The organism is Paenibacillus endoradicis (assembly GCF_024721975.1).
In genome coordinates this window covers 314,422-328,324 of sequence record NZ_JANQBB010000005.1, presented here as the reverse complement: position 1 = coordinate 328,324, position 13,903 = coordinate 314,422, and the positions used below count along the sequence as shown (strand labels likewise).

The window sequence follows — 13,903 nt, the reverse complement described above, 5'->3', positions numbered from 1 at the left end:
GTCACTCCCCTAACTCACGCCAAATCTCAGGCTCCGATGTTTTAGCTAATTTACGATAATGATTACCTTCAATGATTGGATCAAATTGACATACTGCTTTATAGTCGCAAAATTGACAAGGTGTGCGATCTGCTAACTGATATGGCTCAACAGAAACGACTCCATCTTGGATCTCTTGACCTATGTTCTTAATTTTCGTTTTTACAAATCCACGCAACATATCCCATTGATCATGACTGACAACGGATGCACTGCTGTAGAAGCTATCATCCTTTTTCACGGCAACTGGAAGAATTTGAGAATAACCTGTTTCTAATTCACTATCCATCATTCGTACGACTGTTGTATCAGCAGTTAATAAACCCTTCATTTTATAGCGTTTCAACATAAGCTCATCAGCTTCTTCGCTACTAATTCTATTTTTCACTTGCAATAATGGATTATGCACATGGAAATAGAGAACCCCAGCAGGAGATACTTTCTGTTTCAACCAACCTTCTCCATGCGTCATCAATACATCAAGATAGGTTAACATCTGAAGCGATAACCCGTGAATAACTTCATCCAACTTCAGTGCTTTACTGCTGGATTTATAATCTAATACACGAAGTAAGAGACCCTGATCACTTTCAGCAGCATCTATTCTGTCAATGCGACCTACAATTTCTACAATATTGCCGTTATCAAGCTGTACTTGCAGTGCAGGCATACTGCCATTAGGACCAAAATCAACTTCTGTACCAACAGGGATAAATTCAGCTCTTCCAGAATGTTCTCCAAGCATAATTGCAGCTTGCATCACGATCTCTTTCAATTTACGAGCAATGTAGCGGAATCGCTCACTACTTAGTAATATTTGAGATTGAAGTCTAGGTACAAGTTGATCAACGATAAGACTAACTTCTTGCTTAACCTTATCATGAGACATTCTTCCCCAACTACTTCCTAGTTCATTGGCGAGCTTTCCGAGTGCTGCATGGAATAATTGCCCCATATCAGGCGCTTCTAACCGATACTGCTTCCGTTCTTTCAGTCGCAGTCCATAGATTGAGAAATGTTGGAATGGGCAAGATACGAAACGTTCTACTCGCGATACACTCATCCTCATTTGCGCGCCGTATAACCCTCTAGCTGTCTCAATTTGCAATGGCATTTCAATATTATTAAATTGTAATGAACGAAGCAACGCTGTTAATTTATGACCATATTGCGGCCTGATAGCATACCAATTATATAAATCCCACCATAACGAAGGCAGTTTCTTTCCTTGTTTCCATTCACGAAGCATAACAATTAGATATGTCATTGCAGCGTCTGGGTGAGCAAGAAAATTAAGTTGCTCCTGTTCACTCATCCGCAAATGAGGCTCAATAGCGATATGATGAACATTAATCATCGGAAACTGATTACGTATTTGGCGAATAATTTCTGATGGTAAAATACTTTTCCCTTCTTCATCAGCACGTGGATAGCTAATCCATAACTTAGAAGAGGCCCTCGTTAATATTTGATAGATTAAAAAGCGCTCATCTAGTAATTTGCGGCGTGAACTTGGTGCCATTGCAAGACCATCCGTAGCTAATTGTTCCCGATCTGCTTCAGACAATAAACCATCTTCTTGTAATCGCATCGGCAATACGCCATCTGATGCTCCAATAATGTAACAAGCCTTCACATTGGACAACCGTGTTCTCTCCATCGTTCCTATTACAACTTGATCCATCGCTGGCGGAATAGATGCTAATTGCAAACTGTCTAATCCAGCTTGAATCATGCCCGCAAATAACTCAGTTGAAACTTGCTCATCACCAGCCAATTCAACCAGTTCATCTAATAGACTCATAACATTACCCCAGAGCTGTCGATGAGTACGAGCCATCATCAAGTTACCTCGTGCTTGCTCTTCATCACTCCATCGCTCTAACCGCTGTGCAACTTGTGCGTGATCAAGTAGCTCATATAACGCTTGACACATCTGACGTACATTACTTGCTTTCGTTAACTTTTCCGATAACTGTTCTAGTGGTGGAATAATACTCCCTCTAGCCGCTAAGGAAATGTCTAATTCACGTTGCGCTTTATCCGAAATATGATAAGCAGTCTCTTCTTCTTCGTCGAGCGATACGGTAGCTAGCGCTTTCCAGTAGTTGGTATCGTTCCACTTCCAACCATTAATTCCGGAAGCGAGCACATAGTTTTCTAGGATGTCAAACCATTCTCTAGGTATTGTCTCATCCTGGGGGAATAGTATTTCCGTCTTAATGCAGCGGAACATCGCATCGTATTGCCATCCATGAACAATACTTTCCAAAGCAGAAGAAATAAATTCTACAAAGGGATGATATAATGTTTTCTGCTTCTGATCCATAAAGAATGGAATTTGATAGCGACGGAAAACAAGCTCAATATAGTCAGAATAACCATCTAAGTTTCGAACTAACACTGCCATGTCACGCCAACGATAACCATGTTCATGAACTTGCATTAACAATTGTCTAGCTATTTCCTCAATTTCAGCACGACGATTTGCCGATGCTGCTAATTGTATGACTGAATCCTCGCTCCATTGCGTATTCGACGGTTCGTATACTTTGCGTCTACCGTAGTTATTCTCCAAAAAAGCAAGTGCCTCTACATTTCCAAATCTAGAAACAGCAGTGGATTCTAGAATGATCGACTCTTCCACCTCAACCCCAAACTGCTCAGCTAATTGTGTAATTCTTTGATAAGTCTCTGCTGTTTGATGGAATAAATTCAATTCATCAAGTGGTTCATCTATTCCGTACTCTCGATCCAGAGTTAATGCGATTGTCATATGCTCACTATTAGCCATAAGAGCACCTAGCGCTTCATATTCAGTCGGTGTTAGACCATGGAAACCATCGACCCATACTTTACAACCCTTTAACGAACTAGCATGTGGAAGTCCCTGTACCATGTAAGATAAGTAATCTTCCGAGTCAACGTACTTGTGATGTAGTTCTTGCTCCATATATTGATAGAGCAATCCCATATCATGAAGTTTCTTCTGGAGTAGCTGAGAATAATCAGACTTATCCGTTTGGATTAATTGCTGCACTTGCTCCGCGGAAACACCATACCGTTTCCATTCTGTAATCATATTAACGAGTCGCTCGATAAAGCCTGCTTGATCTTCACTATTTTTGAATAATTGAAGCTGAGAGGCATAACGATTAACTAGTTTGTATAGAAGCATATGCTTCCCAGTCTCCGTAATCGGAACAAGCGCAGTGCCACCTGTTTCTTGCATAACTCGAAATGCTAGTCGACGAAAGCTAAGAGCTTGCGCTCGTAGCATCCCTCGCGGTTCACCCTGATCTATTAATTCATATTCCATTTGGAATGAAGCTTGCTCTGGTGTCAGTAAAATGAGGGGAGAACCGAGTGGATCGCTCTTTAATTCATTTCTTATTTGTTCTAAACAGTAATGTGTTTTACCGCTTCCTGCTCGACCAAGTACAAATCTAATCGCCATTCTCTCTCCCCTTCCTTTATAGGTAGTTCAAAAAACGGACTTTGATAACGATGATTGTTCTAACGTACATTACTCGGCATCACATCTGAAGCGAACTGGGAAAGTAATAGCATAAGCTTTCGATGTATGTTCCTTGCAGAAACATTGTAGGTCCGCATGTATCAAACATGTACACTTACGCTTCCGCCTTCCTCAAGTAACGCTTCACCTGCTCAATTTGCGAAAGCCCGCTCTTTGAACTTTTATTAAATAGATAGTTATATTAATTTCGTTTTGAAGTCACTTCGAAGATTGCAAATTTTAAATAATGACTTTCATTGACCCCTAAAATTTGTGGGTGATCTTTGCCTGCTGCACGCCATTCTACAAGGCGTAGCACTTTACCAGCATCTTTGGCTGCTTCTTGAATCGCTTCAAGGAACAATTCAGGTCTCATATGGTATGAACAACTAGCCGTTACAAGATAACCACCTTCATTGACTAGCTTCAGTCCTTGTAAGTTAATATCTTTATATCCTCGCTTTGCTCCTTCAACTGCAGAACGAGTTTTTGCAAATGCTGGAGGGTCAAGTATAACAACATCCCATGAACGACCTTCATTTTCAAGTTTTTTAGATGTATCAACGCCGCCGTTAGCACGTTGTTTGCGATCATCTAGACCTTTCACTTGTGTACGCAAATATTCGAAAGCATCAGCAACTACAAATTCTACACGATCAGTAAAACCATTGCGCTCTACATTACGTTTTGCCGTATCAATAGCATGTGCAGATACATCTAAACAAGTGACTTGCTTAGCACCATATTTGCAAGCATGCAATGTGAAGCTACCTGTATGTGCAAAACATTCTAATACGGTTGCTCCATCCCAATAAGGGAATGTAACTTCTTTGCCATTGCGATTAACAGGCGCAATACGACCATCTTCCAATGAAGATAATGCAATTCCACTTCGGTCTCCCCAACCTTTCATTAAAGGTTCAAGAGATGCACGGTTTTCGCGTTGATCGAAGAAGTATCCCGTTTTCTGACCTTGAACGATATCTACTTCCATCAATAACCCATTTTCACTTATTTCAACAATGGAAGGACATTCACCATAAATAACACCAGTGCGTTCTTCTAACCCTTCAAGTTTACGAACACTTACATCACTGCGCTCGTAAATACCTTTTGGTTGAAATACTTCAATAAGAGCTGCGATTAAAGCTTCCTTATGTTTTTCCATACCTAGTGATAAAATTTGTAACACTAATACATTTTCAAAACGGTCGACTATTAAGCCTGGTAAGAAATCAGCCTCACCATACACTAATCGACAATCCTGATCTTTCACAAAACGTGCACGATGAACTTTACAACGTGTAAGGCGTTCTACAAAAAATAGTTGATCCATTGTTTCAATTGGTTCATAAGAAACGATTCGTACTGTTATTTGAGAAGCAGGGTTCCAATATCCTGTCGCCAAATATTTCCCATTGTGGGCGACGACGTCTACCAAGCTACCAGGTTCAAGACCTTCCTGCGCTACATGTTCTATCTCACTTGCATATACCCAAGGATGAGCTTCCTCTACTCTCTTCTTACGTGCTTTTATTAGTTTTACTATTGCATTCGCCATTCTAAACATTCCTCTCTTGTTCTCAATTTGGTATATCGTACGTTATCAAAGTCTGCTTTTTGAATTTCCCCTTACAATAAAAGTTCATAAGGTGGGCTTTCAGAACCGAGAAGATGGAGCGTTACTTGAGGGAGGAGGAAACGCAAGTGTACGTTTTTGGTACACGCGTACCTACAATGTTTCTGCAAGAAACATACATCGGAAGCGTATGCTACAATGTTTCTGCAAGAAACATACATCGGAAGCGTATGCTACAATGTTTCTGCAAGAAACATACATCGGAAGCGTATGCTACATTCCCAAGTTCGCTACATATTCGATGTTGAGTAAGCTACATTTGCATAATCATCATTATCAAAGTCCGCTGTTTGAACTTCCATTTAAAGGAATGCTTGTCATGCTTGTCTCCTTCAGCGCATAGGTTAAACGAAAGACATTATGACGTTGAAAGGAAAAGAGACATGATAAGTGCAATAATCTTTCATAGTATTTTAGGGTTTTCAATCTTTATGTGCGGCATGAAATTAATGGAATTAGCGTTATTCCGCCTAGGTGGACCAACTTTTATACGTCTATTAGAACGTTCTACTCGGACTCCACTTCACGGTCTAGTACTTGGTACAGCTAGTAGTGCCTTTTTACAAAGCAGTACTGCTGTTACAGTATTATCTATTGGTTTCGTTAATAGTCGATTACTGCCATTTTCACGTACATTAGGTATCATTCTCGGCACTAATATCGGTACATGCCTTACCACTGAATTAATCGGATTAGATATTAATCACCTTGCAAAACCGTTAATGTTCAGCGCTCTAATTTTATGGGGAATAACCGTCCTACTCGTCGAGTATCGCATTATACCAGCACTATATCAATGGAAAGGTAGCGAGTATATCCGTTCGCTGTCCATTGTAATATTCGGATTTGGCACGCTACTGCTTGGATTAACTGTTATGCAAGGAATTGGTCCATTCATTCAAAATACTGAGATGTTTCAATGGTTTCTAGCTCAAGCGCAAACTACCCTTTGGTGGGGCATACTCTCAGGTGCTGTCCTAACAGCACTTATCCATAGTGGAGCTGCTGTAATCGGCATGATTATGGGTATTGCCGCACTTGGTGTACTCCCACTTGATCTTAGTATTGCTATAGTTCTAGGTTGTAATATTGGTACATGTGTAACTGCGATCATCGCCTCACTTGGAGGTTCAAAAGGAGGACGATACGTAGCCATGGCACATCTAGTCCTTAATATAGGAGGAGCATTACTATTCTTCCCATTTATCGATATGCTTGCAACAGCAGTTATGTGGACTACGTCATCTATCGCAACAGCCATCGCACATGCTCAAACTCTATTCAACATCATCTGTTCTTTCATTGCGCTGCCTATATGTTATATGAAATGGTTCAAACGATTAGATTGAAATAGAGGTAGTTCAATAAGTAGGCTTTGATAACGATGATCGGCTATGTAGTTTAGTCGACATCGAATATGAAGTGAACTTGGGCAGTCTAGCATACGCTTCCGATGTATGTTTCTTGCAGAAACATTGTAGGTTCGCGTGTACTAGACATGTACACTTGCGCTTCCACCTTTCTCAAGTAGCGCTCCATCTTCTCGATCCTGAAATCCCACTTTTTGAACTCTCATTGTATTTGAGGAAGTTCAAAAAAAAAAAACTACCTCTAAAAATAAGCAAGAAAGGATTCCCTATCCTCTTCTTAAGAAAGAAGTATAAGAAATCCTTAATCTGTATTCACTGAAGGATTAATTTAATATTAGGCCTGTATTGCAATATGAGGTGTGTCAATTACATCGGAATAACTCTGTAACACACGAACAAGCTGACCTTTACATTCGTTCACGCCCGCCTCGGTAATTTTCACTCGGCAAATCTGACCAATAAGATCTTCAGATCCCTCAAATACAACGGTAATATAGTTATCAGAATGCCCACTAATTAGACCACTACCTTCATAACCTTTATGCTCTCGTTCTGGAATGACGTCTAATAGTTCCCCAACGAAATTCCGAGCATATTGCAATTGCATTTTTTCAGATAGTTCAATGAGACGATGAACACGTTCATTTTTCACTTCTTCATCAACTTGATCAACCATACGTGCAGCAGGAGTACCTGTACGTTTGGAATATGGAAATACATGCATCTCAGAAAAACCTAGTTCTTCCATAAAGCGATATCCCGCTTCAAATGATTCATCCGTTTCGCCAGGGAATCCAACGATAATATCAGTTGTAATGGCTACGCCAGGCATCGCTTCTTTCAAACGTCTTACTTTCTCTGCAAATTGCTCCGTTGTATATTTCCTGCGCATTCGCTTTAAGACACTATTCTCACCTGCTTGAAGTGGAATATGTAAATGACGGCACATTTTTGAAGATTTGTTCAATACCTCTATCATCTCATCGTCTATCTGACTAGCTTCGATAGAGCTAATACGAATACGTTCCAAACCGTCTACTTTATCTAAATCCCATAGTAGACGGGTTAGATTGTAATCTTCTATATCGTCTCCGTAACCACCTGTATGAATGCCAGTAAGTACGATTTCTTTATAATCAGAAGCAACTAATTGCTTCGCTTGCTCGATAACAATGTGTGCCTCACGAGAGCGAGACAGGCCACGTGACCATGGAATAATGCAAAATGTACAGAAATTATTACAGCCTTCTTGTATTTTCAGAAATGCTCTAGTGCGTTCCGTAAAACTTGGCACATCAAGTTCCTCAAAATGACGAGTTTTCATAATGTTGCGTACAGCATTAACTGGTTGACGTTCTTCTTGGATTTGTTGTACATATGTCATTATTTTGTCGCGATCTTGTGTACCAATAACAAGATCAACGCCTTCGATCGCCATTATTTCCGCTGGAGAAGTTTGAGCATAGCAACCTGTAACAGCAATAATTGCATCAGGATTACGACGAACTGCACGACGAATGATTTGGCGACTTTTTTTGTCACCAGTATTCGTTACAGTACAAGTATTAATAAGATATACATCAGCGGTTGATTCAAAATCAACTTGCTCATAGTTATTGTCCTTAAAAACTTGCCAAATTGCCTCTGTATCGTAAAAGTTTACTTTACAGCCTAGCGTATAAAATGCGACCGTTGACATAGGTCACACGCCTCCCATCTCACCCGATTCATATAGTACACAGGATAGACCCACTATTCCCGCTGTTTCAGCACGCAATATTCTTTTCCCTAACCCAACTAGCTTAGCTCCTGCACTTTCGGCTTGCTCTGCCTCTCGCTCTGCAAATCCACCTTCCGGACCCGCTATAAGCAATATCGTCGGAGAACTAATTCCCTCAGCTGTACATTGTTCTTTGAATGGTGACAGTACATTCTTAAGATGAATACCTTGACCTTCTCCATCTACTTTCTCATAACAGAAAAGAACAAGATCATATTGTTCAAAACTATTGAGCAACTGCTTCCAACTATGCGGCTCAGCTATCGTTGGGATACTATTTCGATGCGCTTGCTCCGCTGCCTCTTTAGCAATTTTACTCCAGCGTTCAATCCGTTTGGCTTCTTTCTTCCGATCATATTGAACAATGACTCGCTCAGACTCAAATGGAATAAATGAAGCTGCTCCTATCTCTGTACATTTCTGTACGATAAGTTCCATCTTGTCACCTTTAGGTAGCCCTTGTGCAATGGAAACTTTCCACTTCGACTCGGCATCTAGTGGCAATTGCTCAACGATCGTAAGTTGAACCTGCTTGGACTCAAGTTCTGTAATTTCTGCTAGAACCGTTCGCTCTTGTCCGTCGCTTACAATAACTTGATCGCCTTCCTTCATACGCATCACTCGAATCATATGATGAGCATCTTCATCTTGAATGACAATACCATTCTGTATAAATTGCTCTTTGCTTACAAAATATCTTTGCATTCCATTCATCCTTTAACCAATATAACTAGCCGTTATTGAATTTAATTACTTCTAAATTGATTCTATAAAATTGACATAAAGAAAGTAAGAATACTTGCACTCATGTTCTCCCCAAGCTGTAACACTGGACTAATGGTAACTGCTCTCAATGGTGGAATAAATACAATTAACAAAAATATAATTGAACCCCAATGAGCATTTTGTTCCACTTTGTAGCGTGTACGTAATGGAAGGAATTCCGCTACGATGCGATAGCCATCAAGTGGTGGCAATGGAATTAAGTTAAACACGAATAACAAGAAGTTATATTGAATCATTAATCCAAAAAACAAAATAAGTGCATTCGTTACACCTTCAGAACCTGCATAAAGCACCCCTGTTTTAGCTAATATTACAAATCCAATAATCGAAATAATACCTAAAATTAAGTTACTCAGTGGTCCAACTAGTGACACTATAACACTCATGACGCGAGGATTTTTAAACCGACTAGCCCTAACTGGTACGGGCTTTGCCCATCCAAATCCAGCAATAATGATTAGAATAAAACCTAACCAATCCAAATGAACCATTGGGTTCAGTGAGACACGTCCTTCACGATAAGCCGTGTCATCACCAAATTTATAAGCACTATACGCATGAGCAAACTCATGCACAGTAAATGCAATAAGTAAAACCAATACGATAAACGGCAGTTCGTCAAATGGAAAATTACTAAAGTTCATTAGTTCACCTGTGGCTTACGAGCAACGAAAGCAAGCCAATCCTCATCACGATGTTTGTCCGCAATTTCAAATCCTGCTGCAATTAGTCCTTGTTCTACTAATTCTTCTTTGTTTTTCCAAATACCAGAAGCGATATAAGTACCACCTGGTTTCAACGCTTCGAATACATCATCAACAAATAGCATAATAATTTCTGCCAAAATATTCGCGACAACAAGATCTACTGGCGGTTTGACAGTTAAACCATCTGTATCATCATTACTTCTAAGTACGCCTAACAGATCACTTAGTTTCACTTCTGCACGATTAGATAAATTGTTTAAGTTAATATTTTCGATCGCACTAGACACGGCAACTGGATCAAGATCAAGAGCTAATACATTTTTCACACCAAGCTTCAACGCTCCAATAGCTAGCACTCCTGAACCTGTACCTACATCGATCATTTCCTCTCCGCCTTGAATGACTGCTTCAAGTGTTTTCAAGCAAAGTGATGTCGTCGGATGTGTACCCGTTCCGAAAGCCATTCCCGGGTCAAGCTCAATAATGATTTCACCTTCAGATGATTCATAGTGCTCCCAAGTTGGTTTAATAGTTATACGATCAGTAATTTTAATCGGATGGAAAAACTCTTTCCATGCATTAGCCCAATCATCGTCATCAACTTCCACGTAAGTATACTCGACATTACCAGGGTCGATGCCAAATTCTCTAAGTTCTTCTACACGAGGTGTTATGTCAGCAATTAGCTGATCCATATTTACTTCTTCGGTGAAGTAACCTTTAATAATCGCAACACCTTCAGGAATATCATTAAGTGCACGATCATACCATTCACCATACTTCGTATCACGAGGTTTGTTCATATTCTCTGACTCCTCGATCGATACGCCACCTGCACCATTCTCATGCAAAAAATTCGATATCATTTCAGTTGCAACCTCTGTTGTTGCAATCGTAAGTTCATACCATTTCATTATGTATACCCTCCATCTCTTTACGGCACATTTACATTAAGCCTAATGTCTATTGTACAACAGCTAGATGCTATTGACAAAGGCTAGCTAGAAATCTTGAAAGAGTTACTTGGCTTTTTTTATTTGTCGTTGAGAATGATTATCGTTACTATAGAAAGATTATGATTGCACTGAAAAGTAGTCAAGGATTAGTCGATAAAATGAAAGGCTTCATTGATCGTACTGTTATGGTTAACCGCCGTTCTTAGGAACAAGAGGAAGTCGTCGTATTGATTCGTTAGGAGTTTACAGAGGATTGGAAAAGTTGGGAGAAATCACCTGAACATATTGCAGGACATCGTGAAAAACGTGGTCAAGAACAGCCTAGCTACATCATCAGTAGTTCTGTGCAAATGTATGATGTTAAAGCCCATCTGCCTTGACAATATACGGAAGAATAAATGAATTAAGGCAGTGCAAAAGTCATCGAGGAAACTGACTTTTGCACTGCCTGTTTTATTAGTATCGTTGTGTCGTGTTTACATTGTATAAGTATACCCGTCCTTGAACTTGATGATTAATTTGAAGCTTAATTGTTTAGCTGATGCAGCATCTAGTTTAAGTTCCGGGTAGTCATTTGCTAACACAATGTGATGCTTATATGAGTATTGCAAGTTAACGTCTTGCTCACCTTGTTCAGGTTCATACCCATTGTCGATCGCGAATTGCTCCAAAGTGACGGATTGATCAATTTGCCCAGCAGCAATTGAAACCTTGTATTTATTTTCTATTTGAGCGTAATTGCCCGCATGCTGCTCTATTTGTCCTGTCACATCGATTTCATCGTACTGCTCGTTGTCTTTCAATATTTGCATAAGCACCTGTTCCATTTCCATTCCTGTAAATCCCAAATCCTTAATAGAAAATGAAAAGTCCACATCAAGCTGATCCTGTGAAATTCCAGTTCCGCTGCCGTTCATGGTAACACGGTTTGCATAAATATCGTCAAAAAGCGGAAGCAGTTGCTCGGATACATTCAATTTTTTTTGCCCTGTAGAGGCGCTTTTCTCCCATACATCAAATCGATAATTATGATCAAGTGACATTTCTAACTTACTACCGTAGATCAACCCACTTTGGTTAACTAGAACTGCCTCCTTTGATTCTTCGTCATCCTGAGCACTATAGGAGATAGAAATTTCGGCTAATGGAGATACCTCTTTTAAGGTAATCACTATCCCGATCTGTGCTTTTTTCTGCACGGGATCAACATCAATCAAAGTATAGTCAACCCGGGCAATCTTGTCAGCCTGAGCTCTCAGCTCATTACCCACTCCGTTAATAATTCCATTTTCTAATGAGATCATATTATTTTGTATGGAGTTCATTATCTCATTAGTTTGTACTTCGTAATTATTGATTTTCTTTCCGAGAGAATTTCCGAAATACAACATTACTATTAAATTCAAAACTAATAAAACAATGATTACTTTCTGTTTATCCATTAAAAAATCCCCCTATCGTTAACAATGTTAAGTCCATCATATCTGAACCCTTTTACCACTGTCTACCATAAGAGGATAATTCTAAGAACCCTATCTTTTTATTGCTCGTTATATTTCTAGAACTTATTAGACTTTCGCTCTGTATCACTTGCCCTACTATTCACATCTAATGATCGACGGTCTTCTTGATCATCTACCGTCAATTCTTCCGCAAATTCCTCTTCATCCCAATTGACTGGTAAATCACCGAAGTTAACCTTTTTTATTTCATTTTTCTCGTTATACATAATGATGCCCTCCCTTAATCCACTAGTAAACTTCTCCGTTTGATTAGTTTCATCAGAAGCAAATTATTTCATCAACTTTAGTATGAACATACTGTCGAGAACTATTCATCTCCATAGGCTAGACATCTTGTATTAAATAACAAAAAGAGGACCTCTACCTACGTATAGGTACAGAATCCTCTCCCTTATTTGGATTGATTACTCTCCACGAAAAGCTCTTTTCATTTTATCAAAAATCGATTCATGGTGTTCTTCAGTTACAGTAGCAGGTTCACTCGAACCACCGAATTGACGAAGTAATTCCTTTTGCTCATCTGATAGCTTAGTTGGCGTTACAACAGTAACTTTCACATGTTGATCACCAGCACCAATCCCACGAAGCTTAGGTACACCTTTGCCTTTCAGGCGGAAGTATGTGCCTGTTTGTGTCCCCGCTGGAATTTTCAGTTTCACACGTTCATTCAGTGTCGGAATTTCGATCTCAGCACCTAATGCAGCTTGCACGAAGTTAATCGGTACTTCACAATAGATGTCATCTCCTTCACGATCAAAGAATTCATGACTCTTCACGCGCAGAACGATGTAAAGATCACCCGCTGGGCCACCTTTTGATCCACCCTCACCTTCACCACTAATGCGAATTTGAGAGCCTTCATCAACACCTGCAGGAATATTAACTTTAATACGGCGTTGTTTCTTCACGCGACCTTCGCCTTGGCAAGTTGTACATTTTTCTGGAATGATTTTACCAGTACCACGACAAGTTTGACATACACGACGATTAGCAATACGACCAAATGGTGTATTCTGAACCACTTCTTGTTGTCCTGAACCATGACAAGTTGAACATGTTTTTGGTGTCGTTCCAGGTTTCGCACCTGAACCAGAACATGTATCGCAATTTTCTGTTCGAGGAATCGTAATTTCAGTTTCTTTACCGAATACCGCTTCCTTGAATTCAATTGTCATCGTATATTGTAAGTCATTACCACGTTGCGGGGCATTAGGATCACGTTGTCTACCTCCGCCACCACCAAAGAACATATCAAATATATCTCCAAAACCGCCTCCGAAGTCAGCGCCACCAGCGCCGCCCATGCCTTGGTTTGGATCAACATGACCAAAACGATCATAAGTATCGCGTTTGCTATCATCACTTAGTACATCGTAAGCTTCTTTCACTTCTTTGAACTTCGTCTCTGCATCTGCTTCCTTATTAACGTCTGGATGATATTGACGCGCTAATTTACGGTACGCCTTCTTCACATCTTCTGCCGAGGAGTCTTTACCAACACCTAGCACTTCATAATAATCACGTTTATTTGCCAATTGATCTCACCTCCATCTATTTTATTAATATAAGTGCAATATTGTTATTTG

At 39.9% G+C, this 13,903-nt stretch carries 10 protein-coding genes; 1 reads left to right on the top strand and 9 read right to left on the bottom strand.

Annotated features, from left to right (window positions below; translation table 11 throughout):
• Position 1 precedes the first annotated feature (1 nt).
• Positions 2-3,496 carry a helicase-exonuclease AddAB subunit AddB gene (addB, locus tag NV377_RS17920; RefSeq protein WP_258202164.1) on the bottom strand — a complete coding sequence of 1,165 codons (3,495 nt, stop codon included), beginning with the start codon at positions 3,494-3,496 and terminating at the stop codon, positions 2-4.
• A 262-nt stretch (positions 3,497-3,758) separates the two neighbouring features.
• A complete protein-coding gene (locus NV377_RS17915; protein WP_258202163.1) occupies positions 3,759-5,117 on the bottom strand; it encodes a class I SAM-dependent rRNA methyltransferase in 1,359 nt (452 codons plus the stop codon).
• 461 nt (positions 5,118-5,578) lie between these two features.
• Between NV377_RS17915 and NV377_RS17910 the strand changes: the two genes are divergently transcribed.
• On the top strand, positions 5,579-6,544 hold the full coding sequence (locus tag NV377_RS17910; RefSeq protein WP_258202162.1) for a Na/Pi cotransporter family protein: 966 nt from the start codon (positions 5,579-5,581) through the stop codon (positions 6,542-6,544).
• A gap of 355 nt (positions 6,545-6,899) precedes the next feature.
• On the opposite strand, the gene mtaB is transcribed toward NV377_RS17910, so the two are convergent.
• The 7 genes from mtaB to dnaJ all read right to left on the bottom strand — a co-directional run bounded on the left by mtaB (position 6,900) and on the right by dnaJ (position 13,852).
• Positions 6,900-8,264, bottom strand: a complete 1,365-nt coding sequence (gene mtaB / locus NV377_RS17905) for a tRNA (N(6)-L-threonylcarbamoyladenosine(37)-C(2))-methylthiotransferase MtaB (protein ID WP_258202161.1) — start codon at positions 8,262-8,264, stop codon at positions 6,900-6,902.
• Positions 8,265-8,267: 3 nt separating this feature from the next.
• Entirely contained in the window at positions 8,268-9,050 is a 783-nt protein-coding gene (locus NV377_RS17900) for a 16S rRNA (uracil(1498)-N(3))-methyltransferase (RefSeq protein ID WP_258202160.1), read from the bottom strand.
• 62 nt (positions 9,051-9,112) lie between these two features.
• On the bottom strand, positions 9,113-9,775 hold the full coding sequence (locus NV377_RS17895) for a site-2 protease family protein (RefSeq protein ID WP_258202159.1): 663 nt from the start codon (positions 9,773-9,775) through the stop codon (positions 9,113-9,115).
• Entirely contained in the window at positions 9,775-10,752 is a 978-nt protein-coding gene (gene prmA, locus NV377_RS17890) for a 50S ribosomal protein L11 methyltransferase (protein ID WP_258202158.1), read from the bottom strand. Before prmA ends, NV377_RS17895 begins: the two co-directional genes overlap by 1 nt.
• Before the next feature lie 518 nt (positions 10,753-11,270).
• Positions 11,271-12,236 carry a hypothetical protein gene (locus NV377_RS17885; protein ID WP_258202157.1) on the bottom strand — a complete coding sequence of 322 codons (966 nt, stop codon included), beginning with the start codon at positions 12,234-12,236 and terminating at the stop codon, positions 11,271-11,273.
• A 116-nt stretch (positions 12,237-12,352) separates the two neighbouring features.
• Positions 12,353-12,523 (bottom strand): pilus assembly protein PilM, encoded by a 171-nt coding sequence (locus tag NV377_RS17880; protein ID WP_258202156.1) that lies wholly within the window; start codon positions 12,521-12,523, stop codon positions 12,353-12,355.
• Between the two features lie 198 nt (positions 12,524-12,721).
• Positions 12,722-13,852: a molecular chaperone DnaJ gene (gene dnaJ / locus NV377_RS17875; protein WP_258202155.1), complete on the bottom strand. Its 1,131-nt coding sequence runs from the start codon at positions 13,850-13,852 to the stop codon at positions 12,722-12,724.
• Positions 13,853-13,903: the final 51 nt, after the last annotated feature.